27 protein-coding genes, 1 tRNA gene and 5 pseudogenes are annotated in these 23,657 nt (G+C 65.5%); 14 read left to right on the forward strand and 19 right to left on the reverse strand.

The annotated features are described in order from the left end of the window. Window positions 1-147 precede the first annotated feature (147 nt). Together PE061_RS06720 and PE061_RS21735 are read left to right on the forward strand one after the other, a co-directional pair. A complete protein-coding gene (locus tag PE061_RS06720; protein ID WP_271258336.1) occupies window positions 148-1,308 on the forward strand; it encodes an aminotransferase class I/II-fold pyridoxal phosphate-dependent enzyme in 1,161 nt (386 codons plus the stop codon). Window positions 1,309-1,519: 211 nt separating this feature from the next. Further along, window positions 1,520-1,873: pseudogene (locus tag PE061_RS21735) on the forward strand (IS630 family transposase); the annotation flags it as partial. 149 nt (window positions 1,874-2,022) lie between these two features. On the opposite strand, the pseudogene istB (PE061_RS06730) reads toward PE061_RS21735, so the two are convergent. The 3 genes and pseudogenes from istB (PE061_RS06730) to PE061_RS06740 form a co-directional block, all read right to left on the reverse strand. Next, window positions 2,023-2,664, reverse strand: a pseudogene (gene istB / locus PE061_RS06730) (IS21-like element helper ATPase IstB); the annotation flags it as partial. Further along, on the reverse strand, window positions 2,616-2,960 hold the full coding sequence (locus PE061_RS06735; protein WP_271259142.1) for a BsuBI/PstI family type II restriction endonuclease: 345 nt from the start codon (window positions 2,958-2,960) through the stop codon (window positions 2,616-2,618). The pseudogene istB (PE061_RS06730) and the gene PE061_RS06735, both read right to left, overlap by 49 nt. A 480-nt stretch (window positions 2,961-3,440) precedes the next feature. Continuing rightward, entirely contained in the window at window positions 3,441-4,004 is a 564-nt protein-coding gene (locus tag PE061_RS06740; protein WP_271258337.1) for a hypothetical protein, read from the reverse strand. Window positions 4,005-4,123: 119 nt separating this feature from the next. On the opposite strand from PE061_RS06740, the gene PE061_RS06745 reads away from it, so the two are divergent. The 4 genes from PE061_RS06745 (at window position 4,124) to PE061_RS06760 (ending at window position 6,426) form a co-directional block, all read left to right on the forward strand. Further along, window positions 4,124-4,366: a helix-turn-helix domain-containing protein gene (locus tag PE061_RS06745; protein ID WP_271258338.1), complete on the forward strand. Its 243-nt coding sequence runs from the start codon at window positions 4,124-4,126 to the stop codon at window positions 4,364-4,366. Window positions 4,367-4,523: 157 nt separating this feature from the next. Next, window positions 4,524-5,051 carry a hypothetical protein gene (locus PE061_RS06750; protein WP_271258339.1) on the forward strand — a complete coding sequence of 176 codons (528 nt, stop codon included), beginning with the start codon at window positions 4,524-4,526 and terminating at the stop codon, window positions 5,049-5,051. A gap of 340 nt (window positions 5,052-5,391) precedes the next feature. Further along, the gene (locus PE061_RS06755) at window positions 5,392-5,652 is read left to right on the forward strand and encodes an excisionase family DNA-binding protein (protein WP_271258340.1); all 261 of its coding nucleotides are present in this window, start codon (window positions 5,392-5,394) and stop codon (window positions 5,650-5,652) included. A gap of 183 nt (window positions 5,653-5,835) precedes the next feature. After that, the gene (locus tag PE061_RS06760; protein WP_271258341.1) at window positions 5,836-6,426 is read left to right on the forward strand and encodes a hypothetical protein; all 591 of its coding nucleotides are present in this window, start codon (window positions 5,836-5,838) and stop codon (window positions 6,424-6,426) included. 110 nt (window positions 6,427-6,536) lie between these two features. Here the strand turns inward: PE061_RS06760 and istB (PE061_RS06765) are convergent, their stop codons facing one another. Together istB (PE061_RS06765) and istA are read right to left on the reverse strand one after the other, a co-directional pair. Then, the gene (istB, locus tag PE061_RS06765; RefSeq protein ID WP_031304487.1) at window positions 6,537-7,265 is read right to left on the reverse strand and encodes an IS21-like element helper ATPase IstB; all 729 of its coding nucleotides are present in this window, start codon (window positions 7,263-7,265) and stop codon (window positions 6,537-6,539) included. Continuing rightward, entirely contained in the window at window positions 7,252-8,766 is a 1,515-nt protein-coding gene (istA, locus tag PE061_RS06770) for an IS21 family transposase (protein ID WP_021238707.1), read from the reverse strand. The genes istB (PE061_RS06765) and istA overlap by 14 nt, the downstream gene beginning before the upstream one ends. A 98-nt stretch (window positions 8,767-8,864) precedes the next feature. Between istA and PE061_RS06775 the strand changes: the two genes are divergently transcribed. The 4 genes and pseudogenes from PE061_RS06775 to PE061_RS21740 all read left to right on the forward strand — a co-directional run. Beyond that, window positions 8,865-10,037: a site-specific integrase gene (locus PE061_RS06775; protein ID WP_271258342.1), complete on the forward strand. Its 1,173-nt coding sequence runs from the start codon at window positions 8,865-8,867 to the stop codon at window positions 10,035-10,037. Next, entirely contained in the window at window positions 10,034-11,086 is a 1,053-nt protein-coding gene (locus PE061_RS06780; RefSeq protein WP_271258343.1) for a hypothetical protein, read from the forward strand. The genes PE061_RS06775 and PE061_RS06780 overlap by 4 nt, the downstream gene beginning before the upstream one ends. A 198-nt stretch (window positions 11,087-11,284) precedes the next feature. Beyond that, window positions 11,285-11,437 (forward strand): hypothetical protein, encoded by a 153-nt coding sequence (locus PE061_RS06785; protein WP_271258344.1) that lies wholly within the window; start codon window positions 11,285-11,287, stop codon window positions 11,435-11,437. A gap of 6 nt (window positions 11,438-11,443) precedes the next feature. Next, window positions 11,444-11,884 (forward strand): annotated as a pseudogene (locus PE061_RS21740) (recombinase family protein); the annotation flags it as partial. A gap of 24 nt (window positions 11,885-11,908) precedes the next feature. On the opposite strand, the gene PE061_RS06790 reads toward PE061_RS21740, so the two are convergent. Beyond that, complete coding sequence (locus PE061_RS06790; RefSeq protein WP_271258345.1) at window positions 11,909-12,133, reverse strand: hypothetical protein; 225 nt, start codon at window positions 12,131-12,133, stop codon at window positions 11,909-11,911. Here PE061_RS06790 and PE061_RS21745 point away from each other — a divergent pair. Continuing rightward, window positions 12,050-12,454, forward strand: a pseudogene (locus PE061_RS21745) (recombinase family protein); the annotation flags it as partial. The gene PE061_RS06790 and the pseudogene PE061_RS21745 overlap by 84 nt on opposite strands. Before the next feature lie 12 nt (window positions 12,455-12,466). Here PE061_RS21745 and PE061_RS06795 read toward each other — a convergent pair. The 4 genes from PE061_RS06795 to nth all read right to left on the reverse strand — a co-directional run bounded on the left by PE061_RS06795 (window position 12,467) and on the right by nth (window position 14,354). Continuing rightward, window positions 12,467-12,616, reverse strand: coding sequence for a hypothetical protein (locus PE061_RS06795; protein WP_271258346.1), 150 nt, complete (start codon window positions 12,614-12,616; stop codon window positions 12,467-12,469). A gap of 405 nt (window positions 12,617-13,021) precedes the next feature. Continuing rightward, window positions 13,022-13,098, reverse strand: a tRNA-Arg gene (locus tag PE061_RS06800). 70 nt (window positions 13,099-13,168) lie between these two features. Further along, entirely contained in the window at window positions 13,169-13,567 is a 399-nt protein-coding gene (locus tag PE061_RS06805) for a hypothetical protein (protein ID WP_271258347.1), read from the reverse strand. A gap of 151 nt (window positions 13,568-13,718) precedes the next feature. Further along, window positions 13,719-14,354, reverse strand: coding sequence for an endonuclease III (nth, locus tag PE061_RS06810; protein WP_271258348.1), 636 nt, complete (start codon window positions 14,352-14,354; stop codon window positions 13,719-13,721). Window positions 14,355-14,403: 49 nt separating this feature from the next. Here nth and PE061_RS06815 point away from each other — a divergent pair, with 49 nt between their 5' ends. Beyond that, complete coding sequence (locus PE061_RS06815) at window positions 14,404-14,850, forward strand: DUF2244 domain-containing protein (RefSeq protein WP_271258349.1); 447 nt, start codon at window positions 14,404-14,406, stop codon at window positions 14,848-14,850. 10 nt (window positions 14,851-14,860) lie between these two features. Here the strand turns inward: PE061_RS06815 and dapB are convergent, their stop codons facing one another. After that, entirely contained in the window at window positions 14,861-15,640 is a 780-nt protein-coding gene (gene dapB / locus PE061_RS06820; protein WP_271259143.1) for a 4-hydroxy-tetrahydrodipicolinate reductase, read from the reverse strand. An 88-nt stretch (window positions 15,641-15,728) separates the two neighbouring features. Between dapB and PE061_RS06825 the strand changes: the two genes are divergently transcribed. Further along, entirely contained in the window at window positions 15,729-16,439 is a 711-nt protein-coding gene (locus PE061_RS06825; protein ID WP_271258350.1) for an NAD-dependent deacylase, read from the forward strand. On the opposite strand, the gene PE061_RS06830 is transcribed toward PE061_RS06825, so the two are convergent. Then, entirely contained in the window at window positions 16,428-16,838 is a 411-nt protein-coding gene (locus PE061_RS06830) for a metallopeptidase family protein (RefSeq protein ID WP_271258351.1), read from the reverse strand. The genes PE061_RS06825 and PE061_RS06830 overlap by 12 nt on opposite strands. 32 nt (window positions 16,839-16,870) lie before the next feature. Here PE061_RS06830 and PE061_RS06835 point away from each other — a divergent pair. Then, window positions 16,871-17,161, forward strand: a pseudogene (locus PE061_RS06835) (4a-hydroxytetrahydrobiopterin dehydratase); the annotation flags it as partial. A 19-nt stretch (window positions 17,162-17,180) separates the two neighbouring features. Here the strand turns inward: PE061_RS06835 and PE061_RS06840 are convergent. The 7 genes from PE061_RS06840 to PE061_RS06870 form a co-directional block, all read right to left on the reverse strand. Further along, complete coding sequence (locus PE061_RS06840; protein ID WP_271258352.1) at window positions 17,181-18,179, reverse strand: M23 family metallopeptidase; 999 nt, start codon at window positions 18,177-18,179, stop codon at window positions 17,181-17,183. 28 nt (window positions 18,180-18,207) lie between these two features. After that, window positions 18,208-18,777 (reverse strand): hypothetical protein, encoded by a 570-nt coding sequence (locus tag PE061_RS06845; RefSeq protein ID WP_271258353.1) that lies wholly within the window; start codon window positions 18,775-18,777, stop codon window positions 18,208-18,210. Continuing rightward, window positions 18,774-19,310, reverse strand: a complete 537-nt coding sequence (locus PE061_RS06850; protein WP_271258354.1) for an RNA polymerase sigma factor — start codon at window positions 19,308-19,310, stop codon at window positions 18,774-18,776. Before PE061_RS06850 ends, PE061_RS06845 begins: the two co-directional genes overlap by 4 nt. Before the next feature lie 169 nt (window positions 19,311-19,479). After that, on the reverse strand, window positions 19,480-20,697 hold the full coding sequence (gene metK, locus PE061_RS06855) for a methionine adenosyltransferase (protein WP_271258355.1): 1,218 nt from the start codon (window positions 20,695-20,697) through the stop codon (window positions 19,480-19,482). An 80-nt stretch (window positions 20,698-20,777) separates the two neighbouring features. Next, window positions 20,778-21,170, reverse strand: a complete 393-nt coding sequence (locus tag PE061_RS06860) for a helix-turn-helix domain-containing protein (RefSeq protein ID WP_271258356.1) — start codon at window positions 21,168-21,170, stop codon at window positions 20,778-20,780. 66 nt (window positions 21,171-21,236) lie between these two features. Beyond that, window positions 21,237-22,739, reverse strand: coding sequence for an apolipoprotein N-acyltransferase (gene lnt / locus PE061_RS06865; protein WP_271258357.1), 1,503 nt, complete (start codon window positions 22,737-22,739; stop codon window positions 21,237-21,239). Beyond that, window positions 22,736-23,647, reverse strand: coding sequence for a hemolysin family protein (locus tag PE061_RS06870; RefSeq protein WP_271258358.1), 912 nt, complete (start codon window positions 23,645-23,647; stop codon window positions 22,736-22,738). The genes lnt and PE061_RS06870 overlap by 4 nt, the downstream gene beginning before the upstream one ends. Between the last annotated feature and the right edge of the window lie 10 nt (window positions 23,648-23,657).

The following is a 23,657-nucleotide window of genomic DNA, read 5'->3' on the forward strand; positions in this document are numbered from 1 at the left end:
CAATTCAGCGCGGCAAATGGGAAGGGCGCTCTGCTGATGCCCTTGTCAGAAAAACGCTTCGAGCTGCTCGCCGCGCAGCTTAGCCAACAGGATTGCTGAAACGGCCTCGCGCGCCCATCCACCCTTCAACACAGGAGGCCAGATCGCATGGTTGCGACGATCGATCCCTTTCACTCGATTGCGATCAGTAAAACCGCACACGCACTCGCCGTAGCCGGCCGCTCGGTCATCCATATGGAGTTCGGGCAACCATCGACCGGCGCCCCAAGCGCTGCGATCCGGCGTGCGCATGAGGTGCTCGATCAAGACCCGATGGGCTATTGGGAAAGTCCCCGCCTCAAGGAACGCATCGCGCAGCACTACGGCGAGACATATGGGGTGGAGGTCACTCCCGATCAGGTCGTGCTTACCTGCGGGGCCTCACCCGCTCTCGTCCTCGCGCTCTCGTCACTTTTCCAACCCGGCGATCGCATTGCCTTCGCCAGGCCTGGCTATGTCGCTTATCGGAACACGGCGAAGGCGCTCTATCTCGACGTCGTCGAGATCGGCTGCGGCCCCGACCAGCGTTTCCAGCTGAGCGCTGCGGCGATCGAAGCGCTCGATCCGGCGCCTGCCGGAATCATCATCGCCAGCCCTGCAAATCCAACAGGGACGATCATCCCCCCGAACGAACTCGCGGCGATCGTCGCGGTGTGTCGGCGGCGCGGCATCCATATCGTCTCTGACGAGATCTACCACGGCCTCAGCTACGCCGGAGAGACGCAGTCCATCCTGAACTTCGACAGGGACGCGATCGTCGTCAACAGCTTCTCCAAATATTTCAGCATGGCGGGTTGGCGGCTGGGCTGGCTCGTCGTGCCCCCGCATCTGATCGAAGTTGCGCGGGCGCGCATGGGCAATCTCTTCCTCACGCCGCCATCGCTTGCGCAGCACGCCGGGCTCGCCGCATTCGACTGCGTCGACGAGCTCGAAGGTCATGTCAGGGTCTACGAGCGCAATCGCGGGATCATGCTCGAGGCGCTGCCGGCGATGGGGCTCCGCGAGATCGCGCCGCCTAACGGTGCCTTCTACATCTACGCCGACGTCGGGCGGCTGACGTCCGCCAGTCTCGCCTTTTGCCAAGAGCTCCTCGCCGACACCGGCGTTGCAACTGCGCCGGGGCTCGATTTCGATCCCGTTGACGGCGGGAGGTTCATTCGCTTCAGCTTTGCCGTCTCGACCGACCGCGTCCAGACCGCCATCGAACGCATGGTTCCCTGGTTCGCGGAGAAAGACCGCGTCAGCCGGCAACCGCCCCTGGAGACGTAACCGGGGATCGCGCGTGACCATCGCCGCACGACAAAGATCCTGCGACGACTTGGTCGCGAGAAAATAAAGAGCGGACGAGAGCGCCCTTGCCCGCGCGCGATATGGCTGCAGCCTGCTTAGAGCGGTTTTCGACCGTTTTGAATCGCTGAGGGGTTTCCCTCTGGTCTGATTTGTGATTCAGAATCTGTGCTGGTGAAGGAGGCCGGCATGGATGGGTCACGCTCTGTCGATGGATTTGCGCACGCGGCTTCTGGCGGCGATTGATGGCGGGCTGAGTTGCCGAGGAGCGGCGGCGCGCTTTGGGGTTGCGCCATCGACAGCCATTCGCTGGCAGGCGCAGCGTCTGGAAACCGGCAGCTTCGCTCCCAAGCCGCAAGGCGGCGACATGCGATCCCGCCGAGTGGAGGAGCGGGCGGTCGACATTCTGGCCTTGTGGGAGGCGCGCAAGGACATCTCGCTCGAAGAGCTGCGCATTGCCTTGTCCGAAGCGGGCCTGACAGTGTCGGTTGCCGGACTGCACCGCTTCTTCGCGCGGCGGGGCATGACGCGCAAAAAAAGACTGGGTGTCAATCGGCGCGGAGCCGGGGACCGGGATCGGCGTGCAATGGGGGACCATGGAGATTGGGCGCAATCATGCCGTGGGGTGACGGCGGAGGGCGTTGCCCGGAGGCGTCGCCCCACGGCATGCTGGTCTCTTTTTCGCCGGCCTGAGGCTCAGCTGCGGTTTTTGAAGCGCCAGCTGTCGTTGCCGGTCTCGATAATATCGCAATGATGGGTCAGCCGGTCGAGCAGGGCCGTGGTCATCTTGGCGTCGCCAAACACGGTGGGCCATTCGCCGAAGGCGAGGTTGGTGGTGACGATGATTGTGCGCTCGTAGAGCCGGCTGACAAGGTGGAACAGCAGCTGGCCCCCGGTACGGGCGAACGGCAGATATCCCAGTTCGTCGAGGATCAGCAGGTCGAGCCGCGAGAGATGTTCGGCGAGCTTGCCGGTCCGACCTTGGTGCGTCTCCAGCTCCAGCAGGTTCACCAGGTCAATGGTGTTGTAGAACCGGACGCGAGCGCCGCTACGGATGCAGTTGCGAGCAATGGCGATGCTGAGGTGGGTCTTTCCCGATCCCGTGCCACCTACAGCCACGATGTTGCGCTTGCTGGCGAGGAAGCTGCCGGTGGCAAGGTCGCGCACCAACCCTTCGTTGATCGGCGTTCCGGTAAACTCGAAGCCGTCGAGCTCGCGGGCGAGCGGCAGCTTGGAAGCGGTCATCTGGTACTTGATGGAACGGGCGTGCTTCTCGGCGATCTCAGCCTTCAGCAGGTCGCCAACGACGTGCTGGACTGGGTGCTGACGCTTGCCTGCATCCCCTTTACCTTGTGGGCATCGACCTCTCCGTCGCTGGTGACGGCCTCGATTACCCAAAGCCAATCGGTCTCCGGGTGCCAGAGGAGAACGTCCGGCATCGGGTCCGCCAGCGTGAGCTCGGCCCCGGCGGCCTGCATCTTCGCGCGCTCCTCGTCGCTTATCCGGTCCCCGTCGCTGTCGTCGACATAGAGGACCTCGTACCCCTCGAGGAAGCGGGGTGCGTAGTGCTCGACACAGTCGTTGATGAGCGCTGCGTGTCCGGTGTCGGACGCCGTCTTCGCGGCCTCGGCCATCTTGGCCTGAAATGCGAGCCGCTCCCGAGCGGCCTCTCCGGCGGCCCACGCCTCGAGCTTCTCTTCCCACTCCCCGTCCGGCGCGGTGAGTATCCCCCGGAAGGCTCCCTCGAGCCGATAGGACGAGTTGGGGCTCTTCGCCTTAGTGTGCCCAGGCACAAATTCGCTGCCCTCGAGCGTGACGGCCTCGATGCCTCCGAGATCGCGGAGCGGTTTGATCCAGTCCTATCCAAAGCTCAAACCCATCCGAAACGGTTCCTTTCTCGTCGCCGAGAAGCGAAGCTAACCTGAAAATGGCGCGCAACGCTGCCAGCGTTTGTCGATGTCGGAAGCGTTCTAGCTAAATTTGTATTGTGGTGCGCTCCCCGGCAGCGCCTCCCGGTCAGTGGCTTCTCTAGCGGCGAGGCCGTATCCATTAGCAAGAATTGTGGCTTATCCGATTCGCTGGCAGCCTCCGGTCATTCAAGAATTGATGCCATTTCAGGCTGTAGCCTCGAGGCTGTCGGGCGACCGCATTTCACCGCGATTGCTCGCATTGGGATGGCCGCGTTCTGATGAATGCGATGGAATCTCTTCACCAGCAGGAGTGTAGAGAGGCGCTTCGAACTTCATGTCGAGCGCCGGGTCGATCACGATGATGCGCTTACGTGCGCGATAGAACTGCCAGCGCGTTTCCAGTGTCGCAACATGATGCAGTGCGCTCCCCATAGCAGCTTTTATCGCCGCTTTATTGCCGCCTTCCGCGAAGCTGAAAACCGCAGAACATCTGTCTAGCAGAGCCGCGATGCGCCTGTTCTGTTGCTGCCTGTGTATACCACCGCCCCGAGCATGCGGCGCCACGTACCCAGAATAGATACTCGCCGCGTCCGGCGGATAGAAGATCTTTTGGTCTACGTAGGGCATATAGCTTTCAGAGGTGGGCATTCCAAAGCTCCATGAAATGAGCTTTCCATCTCGTACAAGCGTTACCGCGATACCGCCGCGGGCTAGGCATCCTCGCTTTCGGGGTTTTCCGCCAGCAAACGGCTGCTCTTTCAGCGTCATGGCTTAGCCTCCCCCAGCTATTAGAAATCTGCTCAATATGCGTCGGGGCACGGATGTCCAGAAAAATGAGTCTTATAAGTCGTGGGCCAATTAGTCTCATGGACTGATCGTGCCCGTCGATGGACATCCGCAAGCGCATAGGTTGGAATCTCAGACGCCTGCGCAAGGAACGTGATATTACGCAGGAAGACTTTGCGACCGACTCTGGGTTCGATCGGGGTTACCTCAGTGGTGTTGAGCGGGGTGTCCGCAATCCTTCTGCCCTTGTGATCGAAAGGATCGCAAAAGCGTTGGAGGTCGATGTTATCGAGCTGCTCGACGCGGAAAAGGCCAAGGCGTTTTCCAAAACGAAAGCCTCATAACCCGTACAGAATTTGACCATTCTGCGCTGGTTTCGGGCGTTGACGGTGTGGATCACGATTGTGATGTAGAGGAGTCTGCTCCGAGCACTATTTTCTTGTAATCTTTATTGCCCCGGGGCGGCTTTCACCTACGATTTTTGTCATCGATAACAACGGGATGACAAAAGGCGTGAGTAAAATAACCCTGAAGGAAAGAGCAGAAATCAGCGCCGAGCTGATCGGCGACGGTTTCCTGGAAGTGGCGCGGCAGCTGCGTGAGGCACAAGACGTCGACCCGGGCCTGTTCCGGGAAATCGCCAAGCATCTCGGCATCGGCCGCCGCAAGGCCTTTGCATTGGCGCAATTCGACCGCAGGTTCCATGACCTCGGTGTCGAGAGGGGCAGGCTCCGCCGGATCGGCTGGTCGAAGCTGGTGGTCGCGGCGCCCTATGTCACCGCCGACACGGTGGAAGATATCCTGAGCCTGGCAGAAACCTGCTCTGCATACGCTCTCAAACGTCATCTGCGCGGCGAAACGGTGCACGCGGGCGGACGCTGCGTGCTGCTCTACTTCTCAAGCGAACAATATGCCGTGTTCGAGGCGGCAGTGCTTGCCCATGGCGGCATCAGCCAGGGGCGCGGACTTTGCGGAACGGAAGCAGCACTGACACTGGCTCTCGGCAAGACCGTAAAGGGCGGCAAGTAAACGATTGGATACGGCCTGATCCAGGATGAGACCGACGGCGTATCGCCGGGATAGGAGCCGTGCGAGCGCGTCAATAGCAACTCCTTGTAGACATTTGTGCAAACCGGCGCTGGCTACCGGTGGTACAGATGACAGACCGGAGCTTAACTTTATTGTTTTCATCCGGTGACTGAGAATGATTTTGCGAACTACCCCGCACCGCCGATGGCGAGTCGCGACGGGTGGTTCGGGTCGCGGTCAAGTCCGAAGCCCATAGCACTGTCGGCTGTTCAGGTCGACCTGCGGTATCACCTGTCGTCTCTCCTCCGGCTGTCGGGGGCCACCCCGCAGGAGACTCCAGATGACGAAAATTCGTATCAAGCCCGGCCACAAACCACCCAGCCCGAATATGCCACAAGCCCTTTCCGCGCCGGGCAAACCCAGACCTGGGAAGGCCTTCCACACGGTCGCCGATCTTGCAGAGCGGTGGACCATGTCACAGCGCAATATCCGTCGTTTGATCGAGAACGGGGAGCTTTCCGTCCACCGTTTCGGCAGGTCGGTGCGCGTGTCGGCCGCCAACGTCGCGCTGTTCGAGGCGCGCTGCGCGGACGTCATCTGATGTCCGCTTCCGTCCAGGAATCCGGAGCCCGATCAAGAGCTTGGTGAATCTCTGAGGTCCAATTTTCAACAAATATGAGGTGCCGGGACATCACCAATCCGGACCCCGGTCCACACCAGTCATCACCCGTCCACAACACGCATGAAGGAGGGTTTCACAATGCCAGCGCCAAGCGCCCCAACTTTGACTCTTCGCCTGCTCGCCGAGCTGATCGCGAGCATGGAAGAAATCTCGTTGTCAAACCGGCGAGAGTTACGTTCCGCCATCAACAGCTTCGCGAAAGTGTGCAGCCTCACGCCCGGTGACATCGTCGCCGACCCCGGCACCATCCGCACATTGGCAGCCAAGGCTCCTTGGCAGCTTGCCGGATACAAGAAGGCGAGCTGGGCGAACATCATGTATCGTGTCAGACGGGCACTGGAGATCGGTGGCATAAAGGTCCACCGCCGGCGTCGGAACTTCAAGCCGGATGCCACATGGCAGGACGAGCTCGCGCCGCTTTGCAGGCGAGACCATGACGAACTGCATCGTTTCGCCGGCTGGTGCTCGGTGCATCAGATCGGGCCGGATGCTGTCACGCCCGGGACGTTCGACCGTTACTATGCGTATCTTGAAGAGCAGATGACTCAGCGCAACCCGCGCGAGCGGGCGCACGTGGCCCGCAGGGCATGGAACAGGGCGATCGCCACGGCAGGTTCACCGTTCGTGTCAAACGGCGTTCAAAAGGGACCCCCGATCGGCGTCGAAGAGGGACCCCCTTTTCGGATAATATGATGCTGGTTTGTTGAAGATGGCCTTGCGCTGCGTGCGGCGGAGGGCGGGCGTAGCCCGACCGGAGGCGCGCGCAGCGCAAGATAGATTTTTGAAGGCGCCGAAGGTGGCTGTCAGCTGCGGTTTTTGAAGCGCCAGCTGTCGTTGCCCGTCTCGACGATATCGCAGTGGTGGGTGACGCGGTCGAGCAGCGCCGTGGTCATCTTGGGATCGCCGAACACGGTCGGCCATTCGCCGAAGGCGAGGTTCGTGGTGATGATGACGCTGGTCCGCTCATAAAGCTTGCTGATGAGGTGGAACAGCAACTGCCCTCCCGAGCGGGCGAACGGCAGATAACCGAGCTCGTCGAGCACGATCAGGTCGAGCCGCGACAGCTGCGCCGCCAGGGTCCCGCCTTTGCCGATCCGGGTCTCCTCTTCGAGGCGTGTCACCAGATCGACGGTGTTGAAGTAGCGGGCGCGAGCGCCCCTTCGCACGACATTGGCGGTGATCGCGATGGCGAGGTGGGTCTTGCCTGTCCCCGTGCCGCCGACCAGCACGATATTGCGGCGAGGCGGGAGGAAGGAGCCATCGTGAAGGGAGCGGATCATCTCCTCATTGATCGGTGTGCCCTCGAAGCTGAACCGCTCCAGGTCCTTCACCACGGGCAGCCTCGCAGCCGTCATCCGATAGCGGATGGAGGCTGCATCCCGGTGGGTCGCCTCAGCACGGAGCAGGTCGGTCAGTATCTCCATGGTGGTGCGCTTGCGCTGGAGGCCGGTGGTGACCGCCTCGTCGAACGCCGCCGCCATGCCCTTGAGTCCGAGGCCGCGCATCGTGTCGATCATATCATGCCGCTGCATCATAGCCTCGCAGCAGATCATAGCGGGCACAGTCGGCGAGCGGAGGATGCTGCAGCATCCGGTCTTCCGAAGTGACGATGCTGTGGGGTGTCGCCGGCTCGCGGCGCCGGGAGAGGATGTTGAGGATCAGCTCGTCGCTGGCCGTTCCGTTCGCCAACGCTTCGCGCACGGCAGCCTCTACCGGCTCCAGGCCATCGGTGAGCACCGCCGAGAGGACCCGCACGAACCTGCGATCGGCCTCGTCCCCGGTGCCGAGCCTTCGCCGTAATCGGTGCAGGGCGGGCGGCAGATCCCAGTCCTGGAACGGTGCGCCGTTACGCAGCGCGCCGGGCTTGTGCGCGAGGACCGGCAGATAATGCCAGGGATCGTATATCGTGCGGTTCCGACCGAAGTGGCGCTCATGCTCCCCGACGATCGCATCGCCGCAGCGTATGACGATGCGATCGGCATAGGAGCGCACCTGAACGGTCCGGCGTGCGGCCGTCGACATGACCGAGTAGCGGTTGCGATCGAAGCTGATGAGGCAGGTGCCGGTGACGGCATGCTCGCTCTCATGGAAGCCGTCGAACGGTGCCAGGATCGGCTGCAGGGCCGGTCGCTCCATATCCAGCGCCTCGGCGACGGTAATATCCCCGCGTTCGGGATGGGCATGATGCTCGGCCCAGCGCCGGCACTCGGCCTCCAGCCACCCGTTGAGCTCGGCCAGGCTGGCGAACCGGAGTCGCGGCTGGAAGAAGCGGCCTCGGATCGTCTGGACCTGCTGCTCGACCTGGCCCTTCTCCCATCCCGCCGCCGGCGAGCAGGCGGTCGGCTCGACCATGTAATGATCGGTCATGATCAGGAAGCGGCGGTTGAACACACGCTCCTTGCCGGTGAACACGGCCGTCACCGCCGTCTTCATATTATCGTAGATACCGCGTCGCGGCACACCGCCGAAGAACGCGAACGCCCGGGCATGGGCATCGAACAGCATCTCCTGGCCCTCGCGCGGATAGGCTCGGACATAGGGTGCGCGCGAGTCGCAGAGACGCATATGCGCCACCTTCACCCGCATCGGCTTGCCGGCGATCTCCACATCCTCGTGGCTCCAGTCGAACTGGTAGGCCTCACCCGGCTGGAAGGTCATCGGGATGAACGCCGGTGCGCCTTCGCCAGCATCCTTCCGCCGCGCAGCACGCCAGCGCGCCGCATAGCGGCGCACCGCATCATAGGATCCATCGAACCCCTCGCGCACCAGCAGGTCATGGATACGCGTCATCCGTAGCCGATCGCGGCGGCCGCGACCTTCGTTCTCCTCAAGCAGCGCATCGAGACGATCCTGATAAGGACCGATCCGCGGCAGCGGCTGGACTTTGCGCTGATAGTTGAACGCCGCCTCCGGCGACCGGATCGCTTTGCGGACGACCTTCCGCGACAAACGAAGGTCACGAGCGATCGCCTTGATCGCCTTACCCGCTGCATGCTCACGCCGAATCCGAACCACTGTCTCCACGATCAACATCCCGTTCTCGCCAACTGATCAAAACCAGTCGGCCGACTAAATCCCCGGGATGAAGGGGTCCTTTTTGCACGCCGATCACCCCACGAAGGGGGTGCCTATTGCACGCTGATCCTCAACCGTTCGTGCGTATCCCGGCGCCGGAACCCATCGGCAAGCGCGCCGTGCAGTGGACCGACTTTCCGCAGTCTCTCCAGGACGAAATCGCTGTCTACAGTAAACGGGCCCTGGAACAGGTTGAGTTCGATGACGATCGCCGCCCGATCAAACCCGTCACGCTCGACAATTATCTGACTCGGTTGCGCGTGCTGCTTTCAGCATTGGTGGACGACGGTGTCCCCGCGGGCCATTTCACATCGCTTCAGACGGTGATCGACCCTGATATGCTCAGGCGCGGGCTCGAAGCGCGGCTGGGAGCAAGAAAGCTCGATGATCGGGCGCGCAAGGACATGCACGGCATGATAGTCGCCGCGCTCAGCATCGCCCATCACCTGAAGACCGGCGATGACCAGCGTAACCGGATCCGCAAGCTGGAAAAGAAGGTCCGTTTTACGGCCACCGGCATGTGCGAGAAGAACAGAGAACGGCTGGCACCGTTGCTCGACCCCAGGGTCCGCAGGCGGCTGCTCAATCTTCCCTATGTAGTTGCCGATGAGCTTAGCGGAATCCTGGAGCCCACCGTCAGACAGGCCCAGCGCATGCAGATGGCGGCCGGGCTTGGCGTACTCCTTCAGGTTCCGATGCGTGTCCGCAACCTTGCAGAGCTCGATTTCTGCAAGGACATCCTGCCGCCCATCGCCGGAAAGATCGGTAAATGGCGCATCGCGGTCGCCGCCGATGATGTGAAGAACAAGGTTCCCATCGATGCCGAGTTTGATAACGCTCTTGGCAGGCTGCTCGATCGCTATGTGAATGTCTTCCGTCCCGTGCTCCTGAACGGAAATGCCACCACCAGTCTATTCATTGGCCAGTCGGGCACGCCCAAGGGGCCATCCGCTCTGTCGAAGCAGTTGGCCGCGTTCGTCAGGCGCGAGGTCGGCGTCACCATTCATTCCCATCTGCTTCGGCATTTTGCCGCCCATCTCTGGCTCATAGCTCATCCGGGCGACTACGAGACTGCGCGCCGCCTGCTGGGCCACAAGAAGATCCAGACGACCATTCAGTTCTACCAGGGCCTGGAGAACGACAATGCGTTCGCCCGCTACGATGCTCTTCTCGATCACATGCGGAGGGATGACGGTGCCGGCTCCTCTCATTGGGAGGACAGGCTGTGACCCGAAGGCCATTTCCATCGCTCAAGGTCGAACAATGGCCCGAGCACGACCGCAGGCTCTGGCAGAAGGCGCATCTGGCAAGCGGCCCGTTCGATGACGATGGACTGGCCGCGCGCTGGCGCCCGGCCACACTCAGGGGCTGTGAGCGGGGCTATGGCGTCTGGCTTCGCTGGCTTGAGGATGCTGGGCAACTCGATCCCGCGCTGCACCCTTGCGACCGCATCTCCCGGAAGCGGATCAAGGCCTTCCTTGACAGCTACAGGGTAGGCCGGGCCGAATCTACGGTGGCCGGAACGATGCGCGATATCGCCTATGTGCTGCGTGCCTGTGCGCCGCCGGATGGCGTCGACTGGCTCACGAAACTCGCCCACAGGATGGTGAACACAGCAAGGCCGAGCCGTCCCAAGCTGCCCCGCATGGCCAGGGTGAAGGACATTATTGACCTTTCCGACAGCCTGATGAACGAAGGGCTGGAGAAACTCCGCAACGGGAAACGCAGCGGAGCGCCGCTTTACCGCGACGGCCTGATCATCGGCCTGCTGATCAGCCGCCCCTGGCGACGGTGCAATCTTGCCGATCTCCGGCTCGGCCGGAGCGTGTTCGTCGACGATCTCGGGGCGCGTGTCAGCATCCCCAAAGAGGAAACGAAGAAGGGCGTCGCGTTCCATGGCTATATACCCAAACGGCTTGAGCCGGCACTGTTCACCTATCTGGATATGGTCCGCCCGGTCCTTCTGAAAGGCGCCGCAGACAATGACGGCTGGCTGTGGATCGGCAGCAGAGGCAGGCGGTTGCCAGCCAACGACATTTCTATCCGTGTGACCCGTACCACGCGCAAGCACTTCGGCCGGGATCTCTCGCCGCACCTGTTCCGCGACTGCGCCGCCACCGAAGTCGCACTCGAAGACCCGGCACATATCGGCATCACCAAGGCCATACTCGGTCATGCGACGCTCACCTCCAGCCAGAAATTCTACAACCAGGCGACGAGCTTTACTGCCTTCTCCCGTTACCGGGATGTCATCCGGAGGTTTCGGGATGAGGGGTGATACGCAGTTAATTGCACAAGATGTAGGTCGCGGCCCGATAGGTCCGGTCCGGGCCGGTTCATCGAGCGTACCGGCTTCACGCATGACCTCTGGTTGCGGATCTCCAGCACGCATAGACAATTGGGGATGGACGCCCAGCCTTCCTCCTGCCCCGCACCGAAGCGGACAAACCGGATCATTATCCGGCGCAGAGCAGCTGTGTCTTCGCCGACGTACGGCGCCCCGGCCAACGGTCAGCGGACACTCGCCAGCGACCTTCCCCCCATCATGCCGGTGCTGCGCGAGGAGGTTGCGATCCTGCGAGCCCACCTGGGAAGGGAGATCGACGCGATCCTTTTCGGCGAGAAGTGATCGATCATGACCCGTGCAGCGATCTACGTGCGCGTATCGACAGCACGGCAAGCAGAACGGGACCTGTCGATTCCAGACCAGATCCTCCAGTGTCGCGTATGGTGCGAGCGTCAGGACATCGAGGTTGTGAGGACCTTTTCCGAGCCGGGAGCTTCGGCTCTTGATGAGGATCGGCCAGTTTTCCAGGAGTTGATCCACACGGCCAAACGGGCGGACCATCCCTTCGATCTCGTGGTCGTCCATTCGCTGAGTCGCTTCAGCCGAGATTCGCTGCATTCCGAGCTTTACATCAGGGAACTCAGAAAGGCCGGGGTCGAACTTGTCTCTATTACGCAGGAAGTCGGTCAGGACCCTACCGGGGAGATGTTCCGCAAACTGCTCAACATTTTCGACGAGCATCAGAGCCGAGAGACGGCCAAGCACGTCCACCGTGCAATGCTGGAGAATGCGCGGCAGGGTTTCTGGAACGGCTCACGGCCACCCTATGGCTATGGCGTCGAAATCATCGAGCGGCGAGGCAACAAGGACAAGAAAGTGCTGGTGATCGATGAGGCCGAGGCCCGCGTCGTCCGCATGATCTTTTACATGGCCTCCGGTACCGAAGGCCGCCCCATGGGCGTGAAGGCTATCGCCGCCTGGCTCAACGAACGCGGCATATTGCGGCGCGGCCGCCGATTCGGCACTGGGGGTGTTCATGCCATCCTGACGGCGAGCACATATCATGGTCTGCATCACTTCAACCGCACCGACAGTCGCAACCGTCGATCCAGACCACCGTCCGAGTGGGTTCCGTTCGAGGTGCCCGCGATCATCGATGAAAAGACCTTCAATGCCGTGCAGGCCTTACTCCAAAGCCGCGCTCCAAAGCGTGTGGCACCGCGTGTCGTCAATTCTCCGACCCTGCTCGCAGGTGTTGCCCGTTGTGGTCATTGTGGCGCCGCCCTTATCCAAAACACCGGTAAGGGCGGGCAATATCGGTATTACTGCTGCTCAACCCGCCTGAAGGAAGGCGCACTTGGCTGCCGGGGGTTACGCATACCGATGGACAAGCTGGACGGGATCGTCATCGGCGAGGTGACCAAGCAGATATTGCAGCCTGATCACCTCGTTGCCCTGCTGGATGAATATCTGCGCACGGCAATCGAACGCGAGGACCGCAACCGTGATCGGCTTCGTCAAATGCGCCAGGACCACAAGGAGGCCGAGGCGGGCATCACCCGACTGCTGGGACTGGTCGAAAAGGGGCTGATGGACGCCGAGGACGCCTCAATGCGTGAGCGGCTGGTCAATCTACGGTTCCGGCGGGACGAACTGGCCGACCAGATTTCTGATCTGACCCGCCGACTGGCAAATGCCGAGCCCGTCATTACCCCGGAAAAGGTCGAGAAGTTGGCTCTCCTCCTCCGCGAGAAGCTGCATCACGGTCCACCCGATCTACGTCAGGCATATGCCCGTCTGCTGCTCAGCGAGGTTCGCGTCGATGATCGGGAAATCCGCATCAGCGGCTCAAAGGCCGCGCTGGCCCGGAGTGCTGCTGGAGGCGTGGCCAAGGCCGCCCCTGCAGTTCTCTCTTTTGTTCGAGAATGGTGCACCCGAGAGGATTCGAACCTCTGGCCTCTGCCTTCGGAGGGCAGCGCTCTATCCAGCTGAGCTACGGGTGCCGGTTGCCGTTTCGGCGGGCACGCTTAACAAAGCGCGGGCGTGCAGGCCAGCGGGAAAAGCGCGCGTGGCCTATTCGCCCTTGATCGGCGTGTGGGGCACGAACGTTCCGAGCCCGCAGCTGGCGCCGAGCCGAGGTCCGCCGCCCTGCTGCACCACCGTGATGATGTCGGTCGAGCAGAGCTGCGACAGCGACGTCGCGTAGGTGAAGGCTTCCTCGAAGCCGAGCGAGGGGCACGGGTGCGGTAGCGTGTTCCGAAGGACACGGCCGTCGCGCATGTGGAAGTCGATGGTCGAATCGTCGACGACCTTCGTGTTCCTGATCGCGGCGAGGCCGACGCAGCGTTCGCCGATCGCGGCCTCCGGCGCAGGCGCTGCGGCGGGTTCCGCGGGGGGCTCGGGCGCCGAGCAGGCAGCGAGCGCCAGCGCGGCGGCGAGCGCGGCGCTGAGGGAGGGGCTGGACAGTGTCATGGGGGAAGTCTCCGCGCAGGGTGACTTGCCGGACCGCCCCCCACAAGGCGGGTTCGCGGTCCGGCGGTACGCAAACGCTACAATGTCACGATGTGAACCGTTCATAGCGCCTGCATCTGAACGCGAAGTGAATCGCGTATCGCTGTCATGCTCATGCCGCCGTCTTCGCCTCGTATTCGCATTCGTTCACCACCGGGCAGCGCCAGCATTCGGGTCTGCGGGCCTTGCAGATGTGGCGGCCGAGCAGGATGAGCCAGTGGTGCGCGTGGCGGCGGTAGGGCTTCGGAATCGCCGTCTCCAGCTTCAGCTCGACGGCGAGCGGCGTCTTGCCCGGCGCGAGCCCGGTACGGTTGGAGACGCGGAAGACGTGCGTGTCGACCGCGAAGGTTTCCTCCCCGAAGGCGACGTTGAGCACCACGTTCGCCGTCTTGCGGCCGACGCCGGGCAGCGCCTCCAGGCTCGCCCGGTCGTGGGGAACCCTGCCGCCATGCTTTTCGAGCAGGATCCCGGAAAGCGCGATCACGTTCGCGGCCTTGGCGTTGTAGAGGCCGATCGTCCTGATGTGCTGCTTCAGGCCCGCCTCGCCGAGCGCGACCATCGCGGCCGGGTCCCGGACCTGCTGAAACAACGCCTTCGTGGCCTTGTTGACGCCCGCGTCGGTCGCCTGCGCGGAAAGCACGACGGCGACGAGCAGCGTGTAGTCGTTCACATAGTCGAGCTCGGTTTCGGGCGCGGGGTCCGCTTCGGCGAGATGGTCGAAAAATCGCTTGATCGTCTGCGGCTTCATGCCTCCTCGCCTACCGCACCCGCCCGCGTATTGGTAGAGTGGAAGCCCCATGACGACGCTCGACCTGAAGCTGATGCCTCCGCCGCCGCTCGGCGCGCGTCCGGCGCTGTGGATCGTCGGCGGCACCGGGCTTGTCATGCTGCTCGCCTCGGCGCGCTTCATCGTGCTCGGCGCGTGGCCGATCCTGCCGTTCGTGGTCGTCGACCTTGCGCTGCTCGTCTGGGCGTTCCGCGCGGCGGCGCGTGCCTCCCGCGCCTACGAGCGCGTGCGGCTCGATGCCTCGGGGCTGCTCTACAGCCGTGTCGCGGCGGACGGCAGCGCGCGCGAGTTCCGGCTGGAGCCGCTGTTCACCCGCGTCGAGCTGGAGGCGCTGAGCCCGCCCGAAAACCGGCTCTGGCTCGGCGAGCGCGGCCACCGGCTTCTCGTCGGCCGCTTCCTCAGCCCGCGCGAGCGGCAGGAGGTCTATGCCGTGCTGAAGCGCGCGCTGGCCCGTTAAGCTATTGATGCTAAAGCCCGAGCACCTCGTTCATCGTGTAGCGCCCGGCGGGCTTGCCGGCGAGCCACAGCGCTGCGCGCACGGCGCCGCGCGCGAAGATCTCGCGCGATTCGGCGCGGTGGCCGAGCTCGATGCGCTCGCCGTCCGCGGCCAGGATCACCATGTGGTCGCCCGCCACCGATCCGCCGCGCAGCGACGCGAAGCCGATCTCGCCGACCTTGCGGGCTGCGTTTGCGCCCGCCCGGCCGTTTACGGCGGCGCTTGCCAGTTTCACGGCCCGGCCCGCCGCGGCGGCCTCGCCGAGCATCAGCGCGGTGCCGGAGGGCGCATCGACCTTGTGGCGATGGTGCATCTCGGCGATCTCGATGTCCCAGTCGTCGCCGAGGCGGCTTGCGGTCTCCCTGACCAGCGCGGCGAGCATGGTGACGCCGAGGCTGGTGTTCGCGGTCTGCAGCACCGGAATCGTCTTCGCCGCCTCGTCGATCAGCCTGTGGTGCTTCGGCGTGAGGCCCGTGGTGCCGATCACGATGCCGCACGCCGCGTCGCACGCGGCGGTGAGATTCTCCTCCAGCGCATCCGGCGTCGTGAAGTCGACGAGCACGTCGGCGCTGTGCGCGAGCGCCAGCGTGTTCGCGCAGATGACGAGGCTGGGGGCGATGCTGCGGCCCATCGCCGGATGGCCGGGCTTCTCGGCGGCCCCGGCCAGCACGGCCTCTTTCGTGTCGAGCACGCGCGCGATGATGCTCTGCCCCATGCGCCCGCCCGCGCCGAGGACGCCGATCCGTGCCACACCGCCACGCTTCGCCATAACTCTTGAACCCCTTGAACGCCGATGCGAAGGCGTATCTCTGGCCAATCGGGGAGCGGTGCGCAAGGTCATGCGAGGGACGGGGTTTCAAAGCATCGTCGTGCTCACGGGCGCGGGCATTTCGGCGGAAAGCGGCGTGCCCACCTTCCGCGGGCCGGACGGCCTGTGGGAAGGCCACCGCATCGAGGACGTGGCGACGCCGCAGGCGTTCCACCGCGATCCGGCGCTGGTGCAGGCGTTCTACGACGCCCGCCGCGCTGCGCTCGCCCGTGTCGAGCCGAACGCCGCGCACCGCGCGCTGGCGTGGCTCGATGCGGAATGGCCGGGCGACCTGCTGATTGTTACGCAGAACGTCGACGACCTTCACGAGCGCGCGGGCGCGGCGCGCATGGTGCACATGCACGGCGAGCTGAAGCGCGCCTTCTGCCTCGCCTGCGGCGAGCGGCAGGCGGCGCCGGACACGCTGTCGGACGGCCCGGCGTGCGCCCGCTGCGGCGCGCACGGGCGGCTTCGGCCCGACATCGTCTGGTTCGGTGAGATGCCCTATCACATGGACCGGATCGAGGCGGCGCTCGCCGCGTGCGACCTGTTCGTCTCGATCGGCACCTCGGGCGCGGTCTATCCGGCGGCGGGGTTCGTGCAGGGCGCGCGGCACTACGGCGCGCATACGCTGGAGATCAACCTCGAGCCGTCCGAGGGCACGCATGTCTTCCACGAGGCGCGCCACGGCCGCGCGGGCGACCTCGTGCCGCTCTGGGTCGGCGCGCTTCTAGAGGGCTGATTCCTCGATCCGGTGCATGTCCTCGTCGGAGAGGCCGAAATGGTGCCCCACCTCGTGCACCAGCACGTGCGTCACGATATGCTCGAGGCTCTCCTCGCCCTCCGCCCACAGGTCGAGGATCGGGCGCCGGTAGAGATAGACGGTATCGGGGAGCGCCCCAGAAACATCCACGGAGCGTCCCACCGCGTGGCCCTGATAGAGGCCGAGCAGGTCGAACTCGCTCTCCAGCTCCATGTCGCGGCACACGTCCTCGTCGGGAAAGTCCTCGATGCGCAGCACCACCGCGCCGAGGTGGGTCTGGAACAGTACGGGCAGCCGCGCGATGGCGGCGCGCGCCAGCGCCTCGATGTCATCGAGCGACGGCGCAAAGGTTTGACGGACGGCCATGCCCCACGACATAGGAGGATGCGCCCCGCCGCGCCAGCAGGAGGACAGCGATGGTGAAGAAACTTTCGGATTCCGAGCGCGCGGCGCTGCTTCCGGCCCTGCCTGCGTGGACGCTCGACGAAGCGCGCGACGGCATCGCCCGCAGCTTCCGCTTCCGCGATTTCGTCGAGGCGTTCGGCTTCATGAGCCGGGTGGCGCTCCTTGCCGAGAAGGCGGACCACCACCCGGAATGGTCAAACGTGTGGAACCGCGTCGACATCCTGCTCACCACGCACGACGCGGGCGGACTCTCGATGCGCGACATCGAGATGGCGCGGGCGATCGACGCGCTCTGAGGGTGCTGTTTCGCGGGCGCTATTTCGCCAGCGCGATCGCCTGCCCGCGCACCGGCTCGCCGTCCCGCACCGGTCGTCCGTCGACGAGCATGTCGCGGAAGTTCGCCGGAAGGCCGGTGCCGGCATCGGCGAAGGTCGCGCCCGTCTGCAGGTGGAAATGGATGTGCGGTTCGGACGTGCGGCCGCTGTTGCCGCAGAGGCCGAGCGCCTGCCCCGCCTTCACCGTGTCGCCTGTCTTCACCTTCGTCGATCCGCGTTGCAGGTGCGCGACGAGCGAGTGCCGATCGGGTCCGTGGCGGACGATCACGTGGTTGCCCGCCGCTTCCTTCGCGCCGAGGTCGCCGATCGGCATGTCGGGCAGCCCGTCGACGGCCTCGGTGACGACGCCGTCCGCCACCGCAAGCACCGGCTCGCCCCAGCAGTAGTAGGACGCGTGCTCATTCGCGGGGCCGGAGAAGCTCTTGCCGTCCTTCACCACCAGCAGGTCGAACGCATAGGTCTGCGCGGGGGCCACCATGTGGTAGTTGCGGGCGAGGTTGCGCCCGCCCCAGAAGGTGAACCACGTCCCCGCGCGCGGCGTCGCGAACGGCGGGCGGACGGGCACGCCGGTGCCCGCGGCGGGTGCGGGCGGCGGCGGAGACGACGGCTGCACAGTCGCGGCCGCCACCGTGCCCTTGTCGTCCCACACGATCGTGGTCATGGCGGCGGGCGCGCGTTCATAGGCGGCGAGGCGCTGGTAGAAGGTCAGGCCGTTGACGGTCATCTCGACCTCGTCGAACACGTTCGTCTGCTTGCCCATCTGCGCATCGACCGCAGCCGAGAAGGCGGCCGGACCGCCCCCTGCGTCGATCTTCGCCTTGAGGTCGGGAGATGCCGCCGCGGCAAGCGCGGCCACGCTTTCGGCGGAGGACCAGTCGGAGACGGCGCGTCCCCGCTCGGTGATGGAGCCCGTTTGCCCGGCGCTCGCCGCTGCGCTGACGGTGACGGCCATCACGGCCGCGATCATGGAATAGTGCAAGATAACGCTCCTTCTGCTTGTCGGTCGGTCAGCCCCGGTCGTGGCTTTCGAGTTCGGCGGAGATCGTCTGTGCGCCGCGCCGGTTCAGACGGACGACCCAGCCCATGAGCAGCGCCGTTGCCGCCGCCAGGGCGATCACGAGCGGGCGGTCGCCGGGCGCGACCTTCAGCAATGCGCTCGTGTAGATCGTGATCATGCCGGGCAGGAACGGCGCGATGTACCAGCGCGCAACGGACGCGAGCGCCTCGCATTCCCGCCGCAGGCCGTCGCGATAGGCGTCGATGCTCGGCCGGGCGCCGTCGATCGCCGGCCGCGCGCCGGTGCGCCGGTGAAGCTGCCACACCGCCGCGCCGCCGCCGATCCCCAGCAGGATCAACCCGATCGTGCCCGCGCCGAACGCGCCGAGCCGTATGTCGAGGAGGACGAGTCCCGCGACGGCGACGAACATCATCGCCGCGGTCAGATATTCGATGCGGTTGCGCCTGCGCACGCGGCGTTCGAGTGCGGCGTGCCGCCGGTGGATCTCGTCCGCGGGCAGCGTGCGCGGCCGCACGGCCTGCGCCTTCCACAGCGCGCCCATGTTGTTCGTATCGGTCATGGCCGGTTCCCTTCCGCGAATTGCCGGGCGAGCAGCGCCTTGATGCGGTGGATGCGCGTGGCGACGGCCCCGGGCGTCAGGCCGGTGATCTCGGCGCTCGCGGCGGCGTCGACCTCTTCGAGGTGCAGCAGCAGCACCTGCCGGTCGATCGGCCGCAGCCGCCAGATCAGGGCGTAAAGCCGGTCCAGTGTTGCGGCGGCGTCGGCGCTGTCCTCAGGCCCCGCACGGCTGTCGGCGATGTCGACGGTATCGAGATCGACGAAGGCGGCCGGCTTCGCGCGCACCGCGCGATGCACGTGCCGCGCGCCCACATTGTGCGCGATGCGATGCACCCATGTCGCAAGGCTGCACTGGTTCGCGAAGGTCGCGAAGCTGCGCCACAGCTGGAGATGAATCTCCTGCTCCGGATCCTCGCGCAGCGCCGGGTCCGCCTCATAACCCGCCGAAAGCCGCGCGATCATGCCGCCATGCGCCGCCGCTGCGTCCGCATACAGCGCGTCCTGCCGCTCGCTCTGGCCTTCGGGGCCGCTCATTCCCGCACTCCGCGCATTGCTCGTGGAGGGACAGTCGCAGCGATGCGGGATTTCTTACAAAGGAATTCGGGCGGCAGTCGGAGGCGCCGGTCCTTCTATTCCGTCATACCGGCGCAGGCCGGGATGACGGTGAGGGGACAAACGTGGTCTGCCCGGCTCCGAGCTTTTCCTAAACCGCCGCTTTCAGCGCATCCACCAGATCGGTCTTCTCCCACGGGAAGAAGTCGCCCTCGGGCTTGCGCCCGAAGTGCCCGTAGGCGGCGGTCTTGCTGTAGATCGGCTTGTTGAGGCCGAGGTGTTCGCGGATGCCCTTCGGCGTCAGGCGCACGAGCTCCGGGATCACCGTTTCCAGCTTCGCCTCGTCCACCGTGCCCGTGCCGTGCAGGTCGACGTAGAGCGACAGCGGCTCGGCGACGCCGATCGCGTAGGAAAGCTGGATCGTGCAGCGCTTGGCCAATCCCGCCGCGACGATGTTCTTCGCAAGGTAGCGCGCGATGTAGGCCGCCGAGCGGTCCACCTTCGTCGGGTCCTTGCCGCTGAACGCGCCGCCGCCGTGGGGGGAGGCGCCGCCGTAGGTGTCGACGATGATCTTGCGGCCCGTCAGCCCTGCGTCGCCGTCCGGCCCGCCGATCTCGAAGCGGCCGGTGGGGTTCACGTGGATCGCCGTCCTGTCGGTCACGAAGCCGTCCGGCAGCACGTCCCGGAACACGCCCATTACGTAGTCGCGCAGAACCTTGTACTTGTCGGGATCGCCCTCGCCGCCGTGCCAGAAATAGCCCGGCGCGTGCTGGGTCGAAACGACGAGCGCCGTCGCCTCCACCGGCACCCCGCCCGCGTAGCGCAGCGTCACCTGGCTCTTGCTGTCCGGCTCAAGGAACGGCGCCGCGCCGGAATGGCGGTCCGCCGCCAGCCGCGCGAGGATCTTGTGGCTGTAGTCGAGCGTCGCGGGCATCAGGTCGGGCGTCTCGTCGGTCGCGTAGCCGAACATGATGCCCTGGTCGCCTGCGCCCTCGTCCTTGTTGCCCGCCTCGTCGACGCCCTGCGCGATGTGCGCGGACTGGCCGTGGAGGTTGTTCTCGAAGCGCAGCTGCTCCCAGTGGAAGCCGTCCTGCGCGTAGCCGATGCGCTTCACCGTCTCGCGCACGGTCTTCTCGATCTCGTCGAGCGCGCCCGGCGCCCACGCGCCGTTCTCATAGACGCCCTTGCAGCGGATCTCTCCCGCCAGCACCACGAGCTGCGTCGTCGTCAGCGTCTCGCAGGCGATGCGCGCTTCGGGGTCTTTCGAAAGGAACAGGTCGACGATCGCGTCCGAGATCTGGTCGGCGACCTTGTCGGGGTGGCCTTCCGAAACCGATTCGGACGTGAAGAGGTAGTCGCTGCGCGCCATGCGTCTTTCCTGAAATAGTCGACGGACCGTCCCGCTCTAGCGTCGCCGCGTGCCCCGCGCAAGCGGACATAAAGAATCGTTTATATCTGTTCGGCCCGGCTTCGCACGTAGTCGAGCGCTTCCGCGCGCGCCGCGTCGTCGGGCAGCGACTTGAAGGCGGCGATCAGCGCGCGGGTCTGGTCGTGCGCCGTGGGCCCCGCGTCATAGGCGGCGGCCGGTTCGGCGAGGCCCGGCGTCCGCGGCGCGTCCAGTCCTGCGAAGAACCAGTCGACGCCCGTGCCGAGCCGCCCGGCGATCTCGAAGAGCTTGCTGGCGCTGATGCGGTTGCTGCCGTTCTCGTACTTCTGCACCTGCTGCGCGCTGACGCCGAGGTCGGCGCCGAGTTCGGCCTGCGTCAGCCTGAGCGCCGTGCGGCTTTCGCGCAGGCGCCTGCCCACGTGAAGGTCGACGGGATGGACGGCTTCGCTCGGCATAGCTCCGGGACGGGACGAAATACAACCATAGCGGGTGTATTTGTATCCGTTCCGGGGCGCAAGGCGTCAGCGTCTGCGGGCGAGGCTCCAGCCGAGAAGCGCGAGCAGCGCCGCGAGCAGCAGCGGCAGGATGCGGCCGGCATGGCTGAACAGCGTCGGCGGGTTCGCCTCCGGGAGCCGCGCGTCGATCACGCCCGCCTGCCCGCGCGGCATGGCGGCGGTGACGCGGCCGTTCGCGTCGATCACGGCGCTGATTCCCGTGGGCGTGGAGCGCGCCATCGGCAGGCCTTCCTCGATGCTGCGCAGCCGTGCCTGCGCGAGGTGCATCTCGGCGCCCGCGCCCGCGAACCACGCGTCGTTGGAGACGTTGAGCAGCCACGCCGGGCGATACCCGGCCTCGGTCACGCGGCCGTCGAAGATCACTTCGTAGCAGATCAGCGGCCCGACCGCCGGGACGCCGCCGGGCAGCGGCAGCGTGCGCGGGCCCGGCCCCGGCCAGAAATCGAGCGCGCCGGGGGCGAGCCGGTCGAGCCCGATGGCGTTCAGCAGCGTCCGCGCGGGCAGGAACTCGCCGAACGGCACCAGCCGCTTCTTGTCGTAGCGCGCGAGGATGCCGCCTTCGGTGTCGAGCGCGAACAGGCTGTTGTGCGCGGCGATCGCGGTGCCGTCGTCCTCGCGGATCGCCTTCAGCGCGCCGAGCAGCATCAGGTCGCCGGGTCCCAGATGCGCGCCGAGCCTGCGGCGCATCGACGGCATTTCGTCGAGGAGATCGGGGATGGCCGCTTCGGGCCAGATCAGCACGCGCGGGCTCGCTGTCGGCGCGGGCGAAAGGTCGAGATACTTGGCGACGGCGCGCTCGACGCCGTCCTCGGACCATTTCTCGTCCTGCCCGATGTCGGCCTGCACGATGTTGAGGCGCGTGGTCGTAAGCCCGGTCGGCGTCCGCAGCGGCATCAGCCCCGCCAGCGCCGCCGCCGCCGTCAGGCCGAGGATCGCGCCGCCCGTGCGCCATTGCCGTTCGCCGAGCGCATAAAGCGCGCCCGACGCCAGCACGATCACCGCGGAAAGCCCGAGCGCGCCGACGAGCGCCGCGCCCTGCCCCAGCCCCGCCATCGGCAGCGCGACAGCGCCCAGCGGATTCCACGGGAAGCCCGAGAACAGCACGCCGCGCAGGGCTTCCGCGAGCGTCCAGCAGCCCGCGAAGCCCAACACCAGCGCCAGCCCCGCGGGCGCGATCCGCCGTGCCGCCAGCGCCGCCACGGCCGGGAAAACCGCGAGATAGGCGGAGAGCAGCACCACGCCGATCCATCCCGTCCACGCGGGCATGTCCTGCTGGTATTGGAACGCCTGCGCGATCCAGTGCGTGCCGAGCAGGAAGTGCCCGAATCCGAACGCCCACCCCGCCCTCGCCGCCTGCCGCCGGCTTGCGGCCGCGGCGGTTTCGCGGATCAGCCAGCCGATCCCGATCAGCGTCAGCGGCCACAGGTTCCACGGCGCGAAGCCGAGGCTGCTCGCGATGCCTGCGATGAACAGAAGGCCGAGGCGCGCCCGGCCCGCAGGGACCGTCACGCCCCGCTGGCCGCGGCCGGAACCGCCGGCGGCGGATACGCGCGCACGCGCTCGATCTTGCGCTCGTCCCCGGCGGTTACCTCGAACGACCAGCCGCCCGGATGCTCCACGATCTCGCCGATCACCGGGATGTGGCCCGCCAGCATGAAGACGAGGCCGCCGACCGTGTCGACGTCGCCGTCCGCCGCTTCCGAGAGCGGCGCGCCCGTCGCCGTTTCCAGCGCCTCGATGTCGACGCGCGCGTCCACCGCGAAGCCGCCGTCCGGCAGCGGCGTGATCGCCTCGGCCTCTTCCTCGTCGTGCTCGTCGGCGATGTCGCCGACGATCTCCTCGACGAGGTCCTCGATGGTGACGAGCCCGTCGGTGCCACCGTACTCGTCGACGACGATCGCCATGTGCGTGCGCCCCTGCCGCATCCGCGCGAGCAGATCGAGCACGCGCATCGCGGGCGGCACGAACAGCACCGGGCGCAGCAGGCTCTCCGCCGCCACGTTGGCGCTGCGCCCCTCGCCCGCGATCACGGCGTAGACGTCCTTCACGTGAATCATGCCGATCACATCGTCGAGCGATTCGCGGAAAACCGGCAGGCGGCTGTGCCCGGCATCGACGAACGCCGCGACCAGCGTCTGGAAACTGTCCTCCACGTCGCAGGCGATGATGTCGCCGCGCGGCACCATCACGTCGCCGACGCGCCGCTCGCCGAAATCGAGCAGATTCCGCAGCATCAGGCGCTCTGTCTGGGAAAGATCGTCGCCTTCGGGGGTGTCGTCGGCGTGGTCCTCGAGGGCTTCCTCGATGCTCTCGCGCAGCGTCGCTTCGCCGCCGCGGCCGAAGATCAGGCTCCGCAAGGCGCGGAGAAGGGGTCGGAACGGCTGGTCGCCGCTGCTACTCGGAGGTTCGTCGCTCATCGTTTCCGAA

Origin of the sequence: Sphingosinicella microcystinivorans, from assembly GCF_027941835.1 — a bacterium.
GTDB lineage: Bacteria > Pseudomonadota > Alphaproteobacteria > Sphingomonadales > Sphingomonadaceae > Sphingosinicella.